This is a genomic window from Streptomyces brevispora (genome assembly GCF_007829885.1).
In the GTDB taxonomy this organism is placed as follows: domain Bacteria; phylum Actinomycetota; class Actinomycetes; order Streptomycetales; family Streptomycetaceae; genus Streptomyces; species Streptomyces brevispora.
Window position 1 is genome coordinate 5,867,602 of the sequence record NZ_VIWW01000001.1, and the last position, 18,880, is coordinate 5,886,481.

The 18,880-nt window shown below is 71.1% G+C and carries 14 protein-coding genes; all 14 read left to right on the forward strand.

Going from position 1 to position 18,880, the window contains the following annotated elements; all coding sequences use genetic code 11:
- The first annotated feature begins 104 nt into the window (after positions 1-104).
- The 14 genes from FHX80_RS27020 to FHX80_RS27090 all read left to right on the forward strand — a co-directional run bounded on the left by FHX80_RS27020 (position 105) and on the right by FHX80_RS27090 (position 18,803).
- Positions 105-1,631, forward strand: coding sequence for a sugar ABC transporter ATP-binding protein (locus FHX80_RS27020; RefSeq protein ID WP_145766576.1), 1,527 nt, complete (start codon positions 105-107; stop codon positions 1,629-1,631).
- Positions 1,628-2,677, forward strand: a complete 1,050-nt coding sequence (locus tag FHX80_RS27025) for an ABC transporter permease (protein ID WP_145766577.1) — start codon at positions 1,628-1,630, stop codon at positions 2,675-2,677. The genes FHX80_RS27020 and FHX80_RS27025 overlap by 4 nt, the downstream gene beginning before the upstream one ends.
- Positions 2,678-2,748: 71 nt before the next feature.
- Positions 2,749-3,789, forward strand: a complete 1,041-nt coding sequence (locus FHX80_RS27030; protein WP_145766578.1) for a substrate-binding domain-containing protein — start codon at positions 2,749-2,751, stop codon at positions 3,787-3,789.
- Positions 3,790-3,857: 68 nt separating this feature from the next.
- Positions 3,858-5,108 (forward strand): Gfo/Idh/MocA family protein, encoded by a 1,251-nt coding sequence (locus FHX80_RS27035; protein WP_145766579.1) that lies wholly within the window; start codon positions 3,858-3,860, stop codon positions 5,106-5,108.
- Between the two features lie 12 nt (positions 5,109-5,120).
- Positions 5,121-6,125, forward strand: coding sequence for a sugar phosphate isomerase/epimerase family protein (locus FHX80_RS27040; protein ID WP_145766580.1), 1,005 nt, complete (start codon positions 5,121-5,123; stop codon positions 6,123-6,125).
- Positions 6,126-6,506: 381 nt separating this feature from the next.
- Positions 6,507-10,223, forward strand: coding sequence for a ThuA domain-containing protein (locus FHX80_RS27045; RefSeq protein WP_145766581.1), 3,717 nt, complete (start codon positions 6,507-6,509; stop codon positions 10,221-10,223).
- A 120-nt stretch (positions 10,224-10,343) separates the two neighbouring features.
- A complete protein-coding gene (locus FHX80_RS27050) occupies positions 10,344-11,462 on the forward strand; it encodes an inositol-3-phosphate synthase (RefSeq protein WP_145766582.1) in 1,119 nt (372 codons plus the stop codon).
- The gene (locus FHX80_RS27055; protein ID WP_375886973.1) at positions 11,459-12,550 is read left to right on the forward strand and encodes an SCO3242 family prenyltransferase; all 1,092 of its coding nucleotides are present in this window, start codon (positions 11,459-11,461) and stop codon (positions 12,548-12,550) included. Before FHX80_RS27050 ends, FHX80_RS27055 begins: the two co-directional genes overlap by 4 nt.
- On the forward strand, positions 12,547-13,404 hold the full coding sequence (locus tag FHX80_RS27060; protein ID WP_145766584.1) for a sugar phosphate isomerase/epimerase family protein: 858 nt from the start codon (positions 12,547-12,549) through the stop codon (positions 13,402-13,404). Before FHX80_RS27055 ends, FHX80_RS27060 begins: the two co-directional genes overlap by 4 nt.
- 21 nt (positions 13,405-13,425) lie before the next feature.
- Positions 13,426-14,220, forward strand: coding sequence for an EboA domain-containing protein (locus FHX80_RS27065; protein WP_244318460.1), 795 nt, complete (start codon positions 13,426-13,428; stop codon positions 14,218-14,220).
- Positions 14,220-15,068, forward strand: a complete 849-nt coding sequence (locus FHX80_RS27075) for a TatD family hydrolase (protein ID WP_145766585.1) — start codon at positions 14,220-14,222, stop codon at positions 15,066-15,068. Before FHX80_RS27065 ends, FHX80_RS27075 begins: the two co-directional genes overlap by 1 nt.
- 4 nt (positions 15,069-15,072) lie before the next feature.
- Entirely contained in the window at positions 15,073-16,248 is a 1,176-nt protein-coding gene (gene eboE, locus FHX80_RS27080; RefSeq protein WP_145766586.1) for a metabolite traffic protein EboE, read from the forward strand.
- Entirely contained in the window at positions 16,245-17,642 is a 1,398-nt protein-coding gene (locus FHX80_RS27085; protein ID WP_145766587.1) for an alkaline phosphatase family protein, read from the forward strand. The genes eboE and FHX80_RS27085 overlap by 4 nt, the downstream gene beginning before the upstream one ends.
- A 102-nt stretch (positions 17,643-17,744) precedes the next feature.
- Complete coding sequence (locus FHX80_RS27090) at positions 17,745-18,803, forward strand: sugar phosphate isomerase/epimerase family protein (protein ID WP_145766588.1); 1,059 nt, start codon at positions 17,745-17,747, stop codon at positions 18,801-18,803.
- Positions 18,804-18,880: the final 77 nt, after the last annotated feature.

Here is an 18,880-nt window from a genome sequence, read left to right on the forward strand (position 1 = left end):
GGGCACACCCCGGGACTGCACTGCGCCCTGCCCGCTCACCGGCCCTCCCGGAACTCTCGGCACCGTCCGAGCACGGGAGACCCCATTCGCCGAGGGGATTTGTCATGGCTCCAGAACCACCCCTGCTCACCATGTCCGGCATCACGAAGTCCTTCCCCGGCGTGCGCGCCCTGGACGGAGTCGACCTGGAGGTCCAGGCCGGCGAGGTCCACTGTCTGCTCGGCCAGAACGGGGCCGGCAAATCCACCCTCATCAAGGTGCTCGCCGGAGCCCACCAGCCCGACGACGGCGAGATCACCTGGCGCGGCTCACCGGCCGTGCTCAGGTCACCCATCACCGCCATGCGGCTCGGGATCGCCACCATCTACCAGGAACTCGACCTGGTGGAGGGGCTGTCGGTCGCCGAGAACGTCTTCCTCGGCCATGAGCCCACCAGCGCCGGCTTCGTCGTCCGCACCCGCGAAGGCCGCACCGCGGCCGCCGCGCTGCTGAAGCGTCTCGGCCACCCGGAGATCGACCCGGCCCGCCCGGTCGGTGAACTCTCCGCGGCCCAGCAGCAGATCGTCTCGATGGCCCGGGCACTCTCGCACGACGTACGGCTCATCGTGATGGACGAGCCGTCCGCGGCCCTCGACCCCGATGAAGTAGCCAACCTCTTCCGGATCGTCGCCTCGCTGACCGCCGACGGGGTCGCCGTCGTCTACATCTCCCACCGGCTGGAGGAGATCCGCCGGATCGGCGACCGGGTGACCGTACTCAAGGACGGCCGGGCCGTCGCGGTCGGCCTCCCCGCCGAATCCACACCTACACGCGACATCGTCGCCATGATGACCGGCCGCAATGTCGAGTACGTCTTTCCGCCGAAGCCCGACGCCGTCCCCGCGAGCCCCGGCACCGAGCCCGTGCTCAAGGTCGAAGGCCTCACCAGAAAGGGCGAGTTCGCCCCCGTCGACCTGGAACTCAGGCCCGGCGAGATCGTCGGCCTCGCCGGACTGGTCGGCTCCGGGCGCTCCGAGATCCTGGAGACCATCTACGGCGCCCGCCGCCCCACCGCCGGGCGGGTCACCGTCGCAGGCCGGACGCTGCGGCCCGGCAGCGTCCGCGCCGCCGTCGCCGCCGGCATCGGCCTCGCCCCCGAGGAACGCAAGGCGCAGGCCCTGCTGATGCTCGAATCCGTCACCCGCAACGTCTCCGTATCCTCCATGTCCCGCTTCTCCAGGGGCGGTTGGCTCGACCGGGGCGCCGAGCGCAAGGCGGCCCGCGCCGCCACCCGCGAACTCTCGCTGCGCCCCGACAACCCGGACACCCCCGTCCGCACCCTCTCCGGCGGCAACCAGCAGAAGGCGGTCCTGGCCCGCTGGCTGCTGCGCGGCTGCCGGGTGCTGCTGCTCGACGAACCGACCCGCGGGGTGGACGTCGGCGCCCGCGCCGAGCTCTACGCCGTGATCCGCCGGCTGGCCGACGAAGGCCTGGCCGTTCTGCTCGTCTCCAGCGAAGTGCCCGAAGTACTGGGCCTCGCCGACCGGGTGCTGGTCCTCCGCGAAGGCCACGTCGTCCATACGGCGGACGCCAGGGAGCTGGACGAGCACCGAGTACTCGACCTCGTGATGGAAGGGAGCCCGACGTCATGACGCAGCCCGTCTCCTCGGCACAGCAGAGCGGGCCGGACAAGGGCGCCGCGCCCGTATCCGTCCCCGCGTCCCCGAAGAACGACAGAACCCCGCGAGCCCTCGGGCTGCGCGTGGACCTCCGCAACCTCTCGCTGCTCGGTGTCCTCGTCGCACTGATCGTCGTCGGCGGCATCACCGAACCCGACGCCTTCCTGGACACCGGGAACCTTCAGCTGATCCTGACCCAGGCGTCCGTCATCGGCGTCGTGACCGTCGGCATGACCTTCGTCATCACCAGCGGCGGCATCGATCTGTCGGTCGGCGCCATGGTCGCCCTCGCCTCGGTCTGGGCGACCACGCTCGCCACCCAGGAGTACGGATTCGCGGGCATCCTGTTCACCGCGATGCTCGTCGGCCTCGGTGCCGGACTGGTCAACGGGATGCTCATCGCGTACGGCCGGATAGTGCCGTTCATCGCGACGCTGGCGATGCTCGCCTCCGCCCGCGGCTTGGCACTCCAGATCACCGACGGCAAGACCCAGATCGTCACGGTCAAGTCCGTCCTCGACCTGGGCCTGCCCGACTCCTACGTCCTCGGAATCCCGCCGCTGGTGCTGATGTTCGCCGCGGTCACCGTCGTCGGCTGGCTGGTGCTGAACCGTACGACCTTCGGCCGTCGCACGGTCGCCGTCGGCGGCAACGCGGAAGCGGCCCGGCTGGCAGGCATCGACGTACGGCGCCAGCGCCTCTACCTCTACCTGCTGTCCGGACTGTGCTGCGGCATCGCCGCCTTCATGCTGATCATCCTGTCCGGCTCGGGACAGAACACCAACGGCAATCTGTACGAGCTCGACGCCATCGCCGCCGCGATCATCGGCGGCACCCTGCTCACCGGCGGCCGCGGCACCATCGTCGGCTCCGTGCTGGGCGTCCTCGTCTTCACCACGATCACCAACATCTTCGCGCTCAACAACCTGCAGAGCGATGTCCAGCAGATCGCCAAGGGCGCGATCATCGTCGCCGCCGTCCTGGTCCAGCGCCGCACCCCGGCGCACGGGGAAACCTGACCTCCGGTCACCTCCCGTTCTGCTCCTGCTTGTTCCGTATGCCCAAGCACCGGATGAAGGGTTTGACAGTCATGCCAGAAACCAGTCGTAGAGGACTGCTCTTCGGTACCGCAGCAGTCTCCGCGGGCGCCTTCCTGACCGCCTGCACCAGCAACGACCCGAAGGAGAAGAACACCGCGGCGCAGAGCAACGCGCCCGCTGCCGACAACAAGCCGGGAAAGCCGGTCACCATCGGCTTCGCGGGCCCGCAGGCCGACCACGGCTGGCTCAACGCGATCAACGAGAACGCCAAGTCGCAGGCGGGGAAGTACTCCGAGGTGACCCTGGAGATCACCGAGGGCTCCAACGACACCGCCGCCCAGATCGGCCAGGTCAAGACCCTCATCAACAAGAAGGTCGACGTCCTCGTCATCCTGCCGGCCGACGGCAAGGCGCTCACCCAGGTGGGTCTGGAGGCGATGCGGGCGGGTATTCCCGTCATCAACCTGGACCGCATCTTCGCCTCCCCGCAGGCATACCGCTGCTGGGTCGGCGGCGACAACTACGGGATGGGCCTCAACGCCGGTACGTACATCGGCGAACAGCTCAAGGGCAAGTCGAACGCCAAGGTCGTCGAGCTGGCGGGAATCGACAACCTGGAGCTCACCAAGCAGCGCAGCCAGGGCTTCGCCGACGCGCTGAAGAACTACTCCAACATCGAGCTGGTGGCCCGTCAGGCCGCCGACTTCACCGTCGAGTCGGGCCAGGCGAAGATGGCCCAGCTCCTCCAGGCGCAGAAGAAGTTCGACGCCATGTGGAACCATGACGACGACCAGGGTGTGGGCGCGCTGCGCGCCATCCAGCAGGCCGGCCGGGACGAGTTCGTGATGGTCGGCGGGGCCGGGGCCAAGTCCGCGATGGACGCCATCAAGGCCGACAACAGCGTGCTGAAGGCCACCGTTCTGTACCCGCCGACCATGGCCGCCTCGGCCATCGACCTGGCCCGCGCGCTCGGTCAGAGCAAGGGCGTGACCGGCCTCTCCGAGCTGGAGATCCCGACCAACCTCACGCTCTACTCGGCTGTGGTCACCAAGGAGAACATCGAGCAGTACCTGCCGACGGGCTTCAACTGAGAGGCCCCGCAGGGGGGTGCTGTCCCTCCTGCCGCACCCACCGAACCACCGATGAGGAGGAAGTCCGGATGGCCCGTAGGGAAGAGACGGAGCAGGAGGCGGCTGCTCCGCCGACGTACCGGCCGATGACGAGCGCACCGACGCTCGGGGTCGGCATGGTCGGATACGCGTTCATGGGCGCCGCCCACTCGCAGGGGTGGCGCACCGCCGGCCACGTCTTCGAGCTGCCGATGAGGCCGGCTCTCGCCGCGATCTGCGGGCGCGACCGTACGGCGGTCGAGGCCGCCGCCGACCGGCACGGCTGGGCGGCGGCGGAGACCGACTGGCGTGCCCTGATCGCCCGGGACGACGTGCAGCTCGTCGACATCTGCACCCCTGGCGACAGCCATGCGGAGATCGCCATCGCGGCACTGGAGGCGGGCAAGCACGTGCTGTGCGAGAAGCCGCTCGCCAACACGGTCGCGGAGGCGGAGGCCATGACCGAGGCGGCGGAGCGCGCCGCCGCCCGCGGTCAGGTGGCGCTGGTCGGCTTCAACTACCGCAAGGTGCCCGCCATCACCTACGCCCGGAAGCTGATCGCCGAGGGCCGGCTCGGCCCCCTGCGGCACATCCGCGCCACCTACCTCCAGGACTGGCTGGTGGATCCCGGATCACCGCTCACCTGGCGGCTGGAGCGGGAACACGCGGGCTCGGGCGCCCTCGGCGACCTCGGGGCGCACATCGTGGACCTCGCCCAGTTCCTGGCGGGGGAGCTGCTGGTCGGCGTGTCGGCGGTGACCGAGACGTTCGTACGTGAACGGCCCCTGCGGTCGGGCCCGTCGGCGGGCCTGAGCGGGGTGGCGGCCACCGGTGCGCGGGGGGCCGTGACGGTGGACGACGCGGCGCTGTTCACCGGCCGGCTCGCCTCCGGAGCGCTGGCCTCCTTCGAGGCGACGCGGATGGCGGCCGGACGCAAGAACGCGTTGCGGCTGGAGATCAACGGGGAGCGCGGCTCGCTCGCCTTCGACCTCGAACGGCTCAACGAACTGTCCTTCCACGACCACACCGAGCCCGCCACCACGGCCGGCTTCCGGCGCATCCTGGTCACCGAGCCCGAGCATCCGTACCTGGAGGCCTGGTGGCCGCCGGGGCACGCCCTCGGCTACGAGCACACCTTCATCCACCAGGCCCGGGACGTGGTCCGCACGATCGCCGAAGGGACCGCGCCGACACCGTCGTTCGCGGACGGGCTACAGGTGCAGCGGGTCCTGGCGGCGGTGGAGGAGAGCGCCGCGAAGAGCTCCGTGCACACCCCCGTCCACATCCCCGCACAGCTTTAGGAGGTCCTGCGCATGCCCCGTCCCTTCACCCTCTTCACCGGTCAGTGGGCCGACCTGCCACTGGAGGAAGTCTGCAAATACGCCCGCGACTTCGGGTACGACGGACTCGAACTCGCCTGCTGGGGAGACCACTTCGAGGTGGACAAGGCACTCGCCGACCCGGGGTACCTGGACGGGCGCCGTCAACTGCTCGACAAGTACGGGCTGAAGTGCTGGGCGATCTCCAACCACCTGGTCGGACAGGCCGTCTGCGACAACCCGATCGACGAGCGCCACCAGGGCATCCTGCCCGCCCGGATCTGGGGCGACGGGGAGCCCGAGGGGGTGCGCCGGCGGGCCGCGGAGGAGATGAAGAACACCGCGCGGGCGGCCGCCGCCTTCGGGGTGCGTACGGTCATCGGGTTCACCGGGTCGTCGATCTGGCACCTGGTGGCGATGTTCCCGCCCGTTCCGCCGCACATGATCGAGCGGGGGTACGAGGACTTCGCCGAGCGCTGGAACCCGATCCTGGACGTGTTCGACGAGGAGGGGGTGCGTTTCGCCCACGAGGTGCATCCGAGCGAGATCGCGTACGACTACTGGACCACGCACCGCGCGCTGGAGGCCGTCGGCCACCGGCCCGCGTTCGGGCTGAACTTCGACCCGAGCCACTTCGTCTGGCAGGACCTGGACCCGGTCGGCTTCCTGTACGACTTCCGGGACCGGATCTACCACGTGGACTGCAAGGAGGCCCGCAAGCGCCTGGACGGCCGCAACGGCCGGCTCGGCTCCCACCTGCCGTGGGGCGACCCGCGGCGCGGCTGGGACTTCGTCTCGGCGGGGCACGGCGATGTGCCGTGGGAGGACGTGTTCCGGATGCTGCGGTCCATCGACTACGACGGGCCGGTCTCCGTGGAGTGGGAGGACGCGGGCATGGACCGCCTGGCGGGCGCGCCGGAAGCGCTGACGTCGCTGAAGCGGTTCGATTTCGACCCGCCGAGCGCGTCGTTCGACGCGGCGTTCGGCGGCAACGGCTGAGCCCCCCGGGGGCGCGGGCCCTCCCGGGGGCTCCGCCCCCGCATCCGCGCTCCTCAGTCACCCGAGGGGCTTGAAAGGTCCAGGTCCAGGAAGGGGCGGGCAGGGGGAAGAGCCCCCCGCCCGGCGGCACGCGGTACGCCGTCGGGCGGCTCCCCCTGCCCTCAACCCCCTTTGTCCTGACCAAGGGAAAAGTTCAACAACACCGCTGCACAAGGGCTTTCCGTCCCGGACGAACAGGTCTACCGTCCAGAACATGTACACGACATAACTTTTGTCACTGGAGCCCCACCGGCCCCGACTGACCTGCGCGGCAGTCCCCGCGCGGAACGGCACGGCAGCACCCGCACCCGCCCGTACAACCGGCACTTCCGGAGGACACTCGTGCACAGAACCCGAAGCAGGACCAGATCCGGACTACGCGTCCGCAAATCCCTCGCCCTGTTCACCGGCGCACTGCTCGCCGCCGCCACCCTCACCCTGGGTGCCACACCCGGCACCGCCGCCGCCCACGAGGAACCCGCACCCGCCCCGGCCGCCGAGGACTTCCAGCAGGTCACCCTCGCCAAGGGCGCCGCCGAGACCGGCGAGCCCATGACGCTCGCCGTGCTCCCCGACCTCAGCGTGCTGCACACCTCGCGCAGCGGCGAGCTGCGTCTCACCGACAGTGCGGGCAACACCAGCGTCGCCGGCGTCGTCCCCGTCTACTCGCACGACGAGGAAGGCCTCCAGGGCATCGGCGTAGACCCGGACTTCACCGAGAACCGGGCGATCTACCTCTACTACGCACCGCCGCTGGACACCCCCGACGGCGACGCACCCGAGACGGGCACGGCCGCCGACTTCGCCAAGTTCGACGGCGTCAACCGGCTCTCCCGCTTCGTCCTCAAGGAGGACGGCACGCTCGACCTGGGCAGCGAGAAGAAGGTCCTCGACGTCAAGACGTCCCGCGGCATCTGCTGCCACGTGGGCGGCGACATCGACTTCGACGCCGACGGCAACCTGTACCTGTCGACCGGCGACGACTCCAACCCCTTCGCCTCCGACGGCTACAGCCCCCTCGACGCCCGCCCCGACCGCAACCCGGCGTTCGACGCCCGGCGCTCCGCCGGCAACAGCAACGACCTGCGCGGCAAGATCCTCCGGATCAAGGTCGCCGACGACGGCTCGTACACCGTCCCGGAGGGCAACCTCTTCGCCCCGGGTACGGACAAGACCCGCCCCGAGATCTACGCCATGGGCTTCCGCAACCCGTTCCGCTTCTCCGTCGACAAGCCCACCGGCATCGTCTACGTCGGCGACTACGGGCCCGACGCGGGTGCCGCCGACCCCAAGCGCGGACCGGCCGGACAGGTCGAGTTCGCCCGGGTCACCAAGGCCGGCAACTTCGGCTGGCCGTACTGCACGGGCGACAACGACCCGTACATCGAGTACGACTTCGCCACCAAGACCTCCGGCGCCGCCTTCGACTGCGCGGCCCCGAAGAACACCTCGCCGCACAACACCGGCATCGTCGACCTGCCCCCGTCGCAGCCCGCCTGGATCGCGTACGACGGCGGTTCCGTACCGGAGTTCGGCAGCGGATCCGAGTCCCCGATGGGCGGACCGGTCTACCACTACGACGCCAACCTCGACTCGCCCGTGAAGTTCCCGGAGGCGTACGACGGCGACTTCTTCGCCGGTGAGTTCGGCCGGCAGTGGATCAAGCGCATCGAGCAGGACGCCGACGGCACCGTGCAGTCCATCAACGACATCCCGTGGTCCGGCACCCAGGTGATGGACATGGCCTTCGGACCCGACGGGGCGCTCTACGTCCTGGACTACGGACTCTCCTGGTTCGGCGGCGACGAGCACTCCGCGCTCTACCGCATCGAGAACGCCACCGGCGGGCGTTCCCCGATCGCGGAGGCCGCGGTCGACAAGACCTCGGGCACCGCGCCCCTGAAGGTGAAGTTCTCCTCGGCCGGCACCTCGGACGGCGACGGTGACGAGCTCACGTACGCCTGGGACTTCGGCGACGGAGGAACCTCCACGGCCGCGAACCCCACGTACACGTACAAGAAGAACGGCACCTACATCGCGACCGTCACCGCTCAGGACCCCTCCGGACGGACCGGCTCGGCGAGCGTCCATGTGACCGTCGGCAACACGGCCCCGATCGTGGAACTCGAACTCCCCGGTGACGGGCAGCTGTTCACCTTCGGTGACGCGATCCCGTTCAAGGTGAAGGTGACCGATCCCGAGGACGGCCCGGTCGACTGCTCCAAGATCGAGGTCCGCTTCGTCCTCGGCCACGACAGCCACGGCCACCCGATCACCACGGAACACGGCTGCACCGGCACCATCAAGACCGACATGGACGGCGGGCACGACCCCAACGCCAACATCTTCGGAGTCATCGACGCCTCGTACACCGACGGCGGGGGCGGCGGCCAGGCCGCACTGACCGGCCACGACCAGTCGCAGCTCCAGCCGCGCCACCGCCAGGCCGAGCACTTCAGCAACTCGTCCGGCATCAAGACGTACGACAAGGCGAACGCCGAGGGCGGCAAGACCGTCGGCGACATCGACAACGACGACTGGATCTCCTTCAAGCCGTACATCCTCGGCGACTCCACCAAGCTCACCGCCCGGATCTCCTCCGGCGGCGCGGGCGGCTTCCTCGAAGTACGGTCCGGCTCGGCGACCGGCAAGATCCTCGGCTCCGCACCGGTCCCGGTGACGGGCGGCTGGGAGACCTTCCAGGAGATCGACGTACCGCTGCGCGGCGTCCCGAAGAAGGCCACCGAGCTGTTCCTGGTCTTCAAGGGAGGCGAGGGAGCGCTCTACGACATCGACGACTTCGAGCTCTCCAACACCCCGCCCGACAAGACCGCCAAGCGCGTCCTGGTCTTCTCCAAGACAGCCGGCTTCCGCCACGACGCGATACCCGAGGGCATCGCCGCGCTGAAGGAACTCGGCAAGGACACCAACATCACGGTCGACGCCACGGAGGAGGCAGGCCAGTTCACCACCGCCAACCTGGCCCGCTACGACGCCGTCGTCTTCATGTCGACAACGGGTGACGTACTCAACGCCGACCAGCAGAAGGCGTTCGAGAACTACGTGAACACCGGCGGCGGCTACGTCGGCGTGCACGCCGCGGCGGACACCGAGTACGACTGGCCGTTCTACGGCGGACTCGTCGGCGCGTACTTCTCCGGCCACCCCGCCATCCAGCCCGTCACCGTCCGCGTCGAGGACCACAAGCACCCGGCGACCGCACACCTGGGCGACGCCTGGGACCGCACCGACGAGCTGTACAACTACCGCACCAACCCGCGGGACAACGTCAAGGTCCTCGCCACCCTCGACGAGACGACCTACACCGGCGGCACCATGAAGGGCGACCACCCGATCACCTGGTGCCAGACGTACCAGGGCGGCCGCTCCTTCTACACCGGCCTCGGCCACACCAAGGAGTCGTACGCCGACCCGGACTTCCGCAAGCTCCTCCTGGGCGGGATGCGGTACGCCGCCGGCCAGGTGAAGGCCGACTGCAAGCCGGACACCGGCTACCGGTCGATCTTCAACGGCAAGACGCTCGAAGGCTGGAAGCAGGCGGGCCCCGGCAAGTTCAACGTCGTCGACGGCGAGCTGCGCTCCGAAGGCGGCATGGGCCTGCTCACCTACCAGGCCAAGGAGCTGAAGGCGTACTCGCTGAAGCTCGACTGGAAGCTGGCGGGTGACGACAACTCCGGAGTCTTCGTCGGCTTCCCGAAGTCCGACGACCCCTGGTCCGCGGTGAACAACGGCTACGAGGTCCAGATCGACGCCTCCGACGCCGCCGACCGCACCACCGGCGCCGTCTACACCTTCAAGTCGGCCAACATCAAGGCCCGTGACCAGGTCCTCAGGCCGCCCGGCCAGTGGAACAGCTACGAGATCAAGGTCCAGGGTGAACGGCTCCAGATCTTCCTCAACGGAGTGAAGATCAACGACTTCACCAACACCGATCCGGCCCGCAGTCTCAAGGACGGCTACATCGGCCTCCAGAACCACGGCGCCGACGACCAGGTGTCCTTCCGCAACATCCAGCTGAAGGAACTGCCCTCCGCATAGGGCCACCGCCCGGACGGCGGGCGGGGCAGCACGTCCCCGCCCGCCGCCCGCGGCCCCTTCCCCTCCTGTACAGCGCCACCAGTTCTGCCCAGCAAGGACCCTCAGCCAGGGAGGCAGCCCGTGTCAGCACACACCGTTCGTACCGGAGTCTGGTTCATCGGGGCGCGCGGCTCCGTCGCCACCACCGCCACGGCGGGGTGCGCAGCGGTCGCGGCGGGCCTCCATCCGGCCGCCGGCATGGTCACCGAGACCGCGCCGTTCGCCGAAAGCGGTCTGCCACCCGTGGCCTCGCTCGTCTTCGGCGGCCACGACACCCTGGACTGCCCTCTCCCCAAACGGGCCGAGGCACTCGCCGCCGGGGGAGTGATGCCGCACGGCCTCCCCTCGGCCGTACGGTCCGAACTCGCCGCGGCCGACGCGGAGATCCGCCCCGGCGGACCGCTCCCCGGAGACACCCGCACGGACGAGGAACTCATCACCGCGTTCGCCGCCGACCTCACCGACTTCGGCCGCCGCAACGGCCTCGCCAGGACCGTCGTCGTGAACGTCGCCTCCACCGAGCCGGCACCCGCCCCCGGCGCGCAGCGGCTGCCCGCCAGCTCGCTCTACGCCGCGGCGGCGATCCGGGCCGGCTGCCCGTACGTCAACTTCACCCCCTCCACCGGGCTGCGCACACCCGCCCTCCAGGCCGCCGTCGCGGCCGGCGCACTTCCTCACGCGGGCCGCGACGGCAAGACCGGCCAGACCCTGCTCCGCTCCGTGCTCGCCCCGATGTTCGTGCAGCGGGCCCTGCCGGTACGGGCCTGGTCCGGGACCAATCTGCTGGGCGGCGGCGACGGGGCGGCACTGGCCGACCCGGCCGCGGCCGCCGCGAAGAACGCCGGCAAGGAACGCGTCCTGACCGACACGCTCGGCTCCGCCCCCGAGGGCGAGGTCCACATCGACGACGTCCCGGCACTCGGCGACTGGAAGACGGCCTGGGACCACATAGCGTTCGACGGCTTCCTCGGCGCCCGCATGGTGCTCCAGACGACCTGGCAGGGGTGCGACTCGGCACTCGCCGCACCCCTGGTGCTGGACCTGGCACGGCTGCTGGCCCGCGCCCATGAAAGGGGACTGAGCGGCCCGCGCCCCGAACTCGGCTTCTACTTCAAGGACCCGGACGGCGGACCGGCCGCCCTGTCCGATCAGTATCTGGCGCTGCTCGCCTTCGCGGAGCGGCTGCGGGGGGAGAAGTGACGGTGCGCGCCTGGGCGGAGCTGCTCAGGGTCTCCGCACTCTTCACCGTGCCGGGCGACGCACTCGCGGGCGCGGCGGCCGTCGGACGCCGCCCCAACCGCTCCACCGCCCTCGCCGTCGGCGCCTCGCTCTGCCTGTACGAGGCGGGCATGGCCCTCAACGACTGGGCCGACCGCGACGAGGACGCCGTCGACCGCCCGCACCGCCCGATCCCGTCGGGCCGGATCACGCCCCGTGCGGCGCTCACCGCGGCCGGTGCGCTGACCGCGGCGGGCCTGGCCCTGGCCGCCCGCGCGGGCCGCCCGGCCCTGACCGTCGCCACCGGCCTCGCGGCGACGGTCTGGGCGTACGACCTCCACCTGAAGCACACCCCGGCGGGCCCGGCGGCGATGGCGGCGGCCCGGGGCCTGGACCTGCTCCTGGGCGCCACGGCGACGGCGACGGCGCCGGTGGCCTCGGTTTCGGCCGAGGCGCCGGTGGCGGCGGTGTCGGCCGGGGCTTCGGCGTCGGCCGGGGCTTCGGCCCGTGCCGTGCTGCCGGCCGCCCTGCCCGCCGCCGCGATGCTGACGGCACACACCTACGCGGTCACCGCCGTCTCGCGCCATGAGGCGCAGGGCGGTTCCACCACCGCCCCCCTCGCCGCCCTCGGTGCGGTCGTCGCGCTCGGCGGCGCCGCGCTGCGGGAACGGCAGGGGAAGGCCGGCGGGTCCCCGTACCCCGGACGGGGCGGCGCCGGCGCCCCCGGCAGCCGCGCCGGAGCAACCGCCCCCGCCGGAGCCCGCACGGGAAGCGGCGGGGCCGGGGCAACCGCCCCCGCCGGAGCCCGCACCGGGCCAACCGCCCCCGCCCGGCTCCTCCTCACCGCGCTCACCGGTGCCTACCTCCGTACCGCCGCCCGCCCCCTCGGCCACGCCGTGCTCAACCCGTCGCCGCCGCTCACCCAGCGCGCCGTCGGCAGCGGCATCCGGGCGATGATCCCGCTCCAGGCGGCCCTCGCCGCCCGTGCCGGAGCACCCGGGACCGCGCTGGCCGTCATGGGCCTCGTCCCGCTCGCCCGCAGCCTCGCCCGGAAGGTGAGCCCCACATGACGATCCGCCTCGGCTACGGCACCAACGGACTCACCGACCTCCGCCTCGGCGATGCCCTCGGCCTCCTCGCGGACCTCGGCTACGACGGGGTCGGGCTGACCCTCGACCACATGCACCTCGACCCGATGGGCCCGGACCTTCCCGCCCGCACCCGCCAGGTCGCCGCCAGGCTCCAGGAGCTCGGCCTCGGTGTCACCGTGGAGACCGGGGCCCGCTACGTCCTGGACCCGCGCCGCAAGCACGGCCCCTCGCTGCTCGACCCGGACCCGGAGGCCCGCGCCGCCCGGACCCGGCTGCTCGTCCGGGCCGTGGACATCGCCGCCGAGCTCGGCGCCCACGCCGTGCACTGCTTCAGCGGCATCACGCCACCGGACACCGCCCCCGACACCGCCTGGCAGCGGCTCACCGAGGCCCTGGCCCCGGTCCTGGACGCGGCGCAGAACGCGGGCGTGCCGCTGGCGATCGAGCCCGAGCCCGGACACCTCCTCGCCAACCTCGCCGACTTCCACCACCTCCGCGTCCTGTGCGGAGACCCGGAACCGCTCGGACTCACCCTCGACATCGGCCACTGCCAGTGCCTGGAGCCGGCCCTGCCCGTCGACTGCGTGCGCGACGCCGCACCCTGGCTGCGCCACGTACAGATCGAGGACATGCGCCGAGGCGTCCACGAGCACCTCCCGTTCGGTGACGGCGAGATCGACTTCCCGCCTGTGCTCGCCGCACTCGACGCCCTCGGCGACAGCGGATACGCCGGACTGACCGTCGTCGAGCTGCCCCGTCACTCCCACGCGGGCCCCGAACTCGCCCGTACCTCCATCGAGTTCCTCCGTAAGCACGGACCGTCGCGCCACTAGACCGCCGAAGGGAGCAACGCCATGCCGATGACCTCGCCGGACGCCCCGCTGCTGACCCGTAAGGAGCTCGACGCCCAGCTCGGCGGAGCCGCACGCGCCTGGCTCGACGAAGCCTTCGCCGAAGCCGCTCACGCCGCCGCCCACCCGGACCCCGGACCCTCCGGCAACACGTACGCCGCACCCCCGTGGGAACTGCGGTACGCCGCCGCCGGCCGGCAGTGCGGACTCGAACACGCCGACTCCGTACGCGCCCTGCTGCTCATCGAGGCCCGTGCCGGGCTGGCCGCCGTGACCCGGCTCTACGAGCAGGGCACCGCCGCCGAACGGCGCGCGGTCCTGCTCACGCTGCCCGCGCTGGACCTCGGCGCCACCGCCGTGGCCCTCGTCGAGGACGCCCTGCGCGCCAACGACACCACACTGATCGCCGCCGCCGTCGGCCCGTACGCCGGCGACCGTCTCGATCCGCACAACTGGCGCCACGCCGTCCTCAAGTGCCTCTTCACCGGTGTCCCCGTCGACGCCGTCGCCCAGCTGGCCCGGCGATCCCGCGGCGATGCGGAACTCGCCCGGATGCTGGGCGACTACGCGGCCGAGCGCATCGCGGCAGGCCGCCCCGTCCCCGCCGACCTGCACCGCGTACTCGCCCTGACGGCCCCCGGACCGGACGCCCCCGGACCGGACGCCCCCGGACCGGACGCCCCCGGACCGGACGCCCCCGGACCGGACGCCCCCGGCACTGAGACCACCGCCACCGGTTCCGCTGCCCACGGTCCCGCCGCCCCCACGGCCTCAACGGCCCCATCGGAGGAATCCTGATGCGCATCTTCGACCCGCATATCCACATGACCTCCCGCACCACGGACGACTATCAGGCGATGTACGACGCCGGGGTCCGGGCCCTCGTCGAACCGTCCTTCTGGCTGGGCCAGCCCCGTACCTCGCCCGCCAGCTTCTTCGACTACTTCGACGCCCTGCTCGGCTGGGAGCCTTTCCGCGCCGCCCAGTACGGCATCGCGCACCACTGCACGCTCGCCCTCAACCCCAAAGAGGCGAACGACCCGCGCTGCACCCCCGTCCTGGACGCCCTGCCGCGCTATCTGGTCAAGGACTCCGTCGTCGCCGTCGGCGAGATCGGCTACGACTCCATGACCCCGGCCGAGGACACCGCGCTGGCCGCCCAGCTCCAGCTCGCCGCCGACCACGGGCTGCCCGCACTCGTCCACACCCCGCACCGCGACAAGCTCGCCGGCCTGCGCCGCACCATCGACGTCGTCCGGGAGTCGAACCTCGCCCCGGAGTTCGTCGTGCTCGACCACCTCAACGAGACGACGGTGAAGGACGCCCTGGACAGCGGCTGCTGGGCCGGCTTCTCCATCTACCCGGACACCAAGATGGACGAGGACCGCATGGTCGCCGTCCTCAAACTCCACGGCACCGAGAAGATCCTCGTCAACTCGGCCGCCGACTGGGGCAGGAGCGACCCGCTGAAGACCCGCGGTGTCGGTGACGCGATGCTCGCCGCCGGCTTCACCGAGGACGACGTCGACCAGGTCCTCTGGCGCAACCCCGTCGCCTTCTACGGCCAGAGCGGCCGCCTCCACCTCGACACCGCCACCCCCGACCCGCTCCACGAGGGCAACTCCATCCTCCGCGGCGGGGAGTGAGCCGATGCGCTTCCGTCACCCCGACGGCACCACCGTCCACCTCGCGTACTGCACCAACGTCCACCCGGCCGAAAACCTCGAAGGAGTCCGCGCCCAACTGCGCGACCACTGCGAACCGGTACGCAAACGGCTCGGCCGCGACCGCCTCGGCATCGGCCTCTGGCTCGCCAGGGACGCCGCCCGCACCCTGGTCAACGACCCCTCGCAACTGCGCTCCCTGCGCGCCGAACTCGACCACCGGGGACTCGAAGTCGTCACGCTCAACGGCTTCCCGTACGAGGGATTCGGCGCCGAAGAAGTCAAGTACCGGGTGTACAAGCCGGACTGGACGGACCCCGAACGGCTCGCCCATACCACCGACCTCGCCCGGCTCCTCGCCACCCTCCTCCCCGACGACGTCACCGACGGCACCATCTCCACCCTCCCCATCGCCTGGCGCACCCCGTACACGGGCGACCCCGAGGCGGCCCGCACCGCACTCGCCGCCCTCACCACCCTCGGCGAACGCCTCGACGCGCTGGCCGAACTCACCGGGAAGTCCATCCGGATCGGCCTCGAACCCGAACCCGGCTGCACCGTCGAAACCACCGCCGACGCCATCGCCCCCCTCACCGCCATCGGCCACGAACGCATCGGCGTCTGCGTCGACACCTGCCATCTCGCCACCTCCTTCGAGGACCCGGACGGCGCACTCGACGCGCTCGACGCCGCCGGCATCCCCGTCGTCAAGGCACAGCTCTCCGCCGCCCTGCACGCCGAGCACCCCCACCTCCCCGAAGTGCGCACCGCACTCGCCGCCTTCGCCGAGCCCCGCTTCCTCCACCAGACCCGCATCTCCACCGCCGCGGGGCTGCGCGGCACCGACGACCTCGACGAGGCGGTCACCGGCGACACCCTGCCCGACAGCGCCCCGTGGCGCGCCCACTTCCACGTCCCCCTGCACGCACCTCCCGCACCACCGCTCACCTCCACCCTCCCCGTGCTCCGGTCCACGCTGACCCGTCTCGTCGGCGGTACGCAGCCGCTCACCCGGCACCTGGAGGTCGAGACGTACACCTGGCAGGCGCTCCCGGCCGAGCTGCGCCCCCGGACCCGCGCCCAGCTCGCCGACGGCATCGCCGCCGAACTCACCCTCGCCCGCGACCTCCTGGTCGACCTCGGTCTCAAGGAGCTGCCATGACCACTGCCGGGACCACCGACTCACCCACACCGCTCCTGGTCCTCGACGTCGTGGGGCTCACCCCCCGACTCCTCGACCACATGCCGCACCTCAAGGCCCTCGGACAGGACGGCACCCACGCCCCGCTCGGCACCGTTCTCCCCGCCGTGACGTGCGCCGCCCAGTCCACCTTCCTCACCGGCACCACTCCCGCCGAACACGGCATCGTCGCCAACGGCTGGTACTTCCGCGAACTCGGTGACGTCCTCCTGTGGCGTCAGCACAACGGACTGGTCGAGGGCGACAAGCTCTGGGACGCCGCCCGCCGCGCCCACCCCGGCTACACCGTCGCCAACATCTGCTGGTGGTACGCGATGGGCGCCGACACCGACTTCACCGTCACCCCGCGACCCGTCTACTACGCCGACGGCCGCAAGGAACCCGACTGCTACACCCGCCCGCCGGCCCTCCATGACGAACTCACCGCGAAACTCGGCACCTTCCCCCTCTTCCACTTCTGGGGGCCCGGCGCCGACCTCGTCTCCTCCCAGTGGATCATCGACGCGACCCGGCACATCCTCGACACCCGCCACCCCGACCTCGCCCTCTGTTACCTCCCGCACCTCGACTACGACCTCCAGCGCTACGGCCCGGACGATCCGCGCGCCTTCAAGGCCGCGGCCGACCTCGACCGGGCCGTCGCCCCGCTGCTCGACGACGCCCGCCGCGAGGGCCGCACCGTCGTGGCCCTCTCCGAGTACGGCATCACCCGCGTCGAGCGGCCCGTCGACATCAACCGCGCCCTGCGCCGCGCCGGCCTGCTGGAGGTCCACACCCAGGACGGCATGGAGTACCTGGACCCGATGACCTCCCGGGCCTTCGCCGTCGCCGACCACCAGATCGCGCACATCTACGTACGCCGCCCCGAGGACCTCGAAGCGACCCGCGAAGCCCTGGCGGACCTCCCGGGCATCGAGCAGCTCCTGGACGACGAGGGCAAGAAGGCACACGGACTCGACCATCCCCGCTCCGGCGAGCTGGTCGCCGTCGCGGACCCGGACGCCTGGTTCACGTACTACTACTGGCTCGACGACGACCGCGCGCCCGACTTCGCGCAGCTTGTCGAGATCCACCGCAAACCCGGCTACGACCCCGTCGAGCTCTTCCTGGACCCCCAGGACCCCTACGTCCGGGTCAGGGCGGCCACGGCCGTCGCCCGCAAGAAGCTCGGCATGCGTTACCGCATGGCGGTCGTCCCCCTGGACCCGTCACCTATTCGAGGCAGCCACGGCCGCCTCCCCCTGAGCGACGACGAAGGTCCGCTCATCCTCTGCTCCACCCCCCACGCGTTCACCGGCCCGGTCCGGGCCACCGAAGTGAAGTCCCTGCTCCTCCAGCTTGCCGGACTGCACTGACAACACGAACCCCCGCGCCCCGCACCCGCCGATTCCCGCGGCCACGTTCCCTTAGGCCCGTTCCCGCAGCCTCGTTCCTGTATGACCAGAAGGAGTCCCCCCATGAGCCGCCGCCGCACCCCCGTGGACGCCGAACTCGCCCGCAAGCTCAGCCGACGTTCCATGCTCGGCGTCGCCGCCGGAGCCACCGCCGCCGCACTCGTGGGAGCCGCGGCCCCCACCGCCAGTGCCCACGACAAGCCTCACGGCAAGCCGAACGGGAAGCCCCACGGCGCCCCCCTGCTGCCGCCCGGCCGTCTCGGAATCCAGCTCTACACCCTCCGGGACAAGGTCTCGACCCTCGGCTTCGACAAGGTCTTCGCCGAGCTGGAGGCATTCGGGTACGACGAGGTCGAGTACGCCGGTTACACCCAGGGCTCGGCCGGTGACATCACACTCGCGCAGCTCAAGCGGCTCACCCGGGACCACGGGCTGAAGGGCATAGGCAGCCACGTCGGTTACTCCGACGACAACAACCCCAACGCCTACACCTTCGCGCAGAACCTCACCAAGGTCCTCGACGACGCCCAGGCACTCGACCTCAAGCACATCGGCACCGCGTCCGGCCCGTTCCGCTACGGCTCGACGGTCGACGCCTGGAAGCGGGCCGCCGACGACTTCAACACCTACGGAGCCGCGGCCAGGAAGCGCGGCATGAAGTTCTACCAGCACAACCACGCCGAGGAGTTCTCCTTCGCCACCGACCAGCCGGACGTCCGCCTCTACGACGTGCTGCTCGCCGAGACCGACCCCGACCTGGTCTACCTGGAGATGGACATCTACTGGGCGTACGTCGGCCAGTTCCGCTTCGGCAAGCGGGTGGACGGCACGCCCGACTCCTTCGACCCGCTGCACTACGTGCTGAAGCACCCCGACCGCTACCCGCTCTTCCACGTCAAGGACGGCGAGGAGGACGTGGCCGCCCGCGACGGCTACCGGATGGTGGACGTCGGCGACGGCGACATCGACTACGCCCGTTTCCTGACCGCCGTCAACAAGACCAGGGGCGGCCGCCGCGACCACCACTGGCAGGTGGAGCACGACCAGCCGATCGTCGACTCCTTCACCACGGCCCGGCGCTCCGCCGCCTATCTGCACACCCTGCGGCAGAAGGGCTGCTGATCCGCCGACCGCGTACCACGGCCCTCCCCGCACCGCGCGGGGAGGGCCGTGGCCGTTCGTCGTGCCGTCGAGTGCGC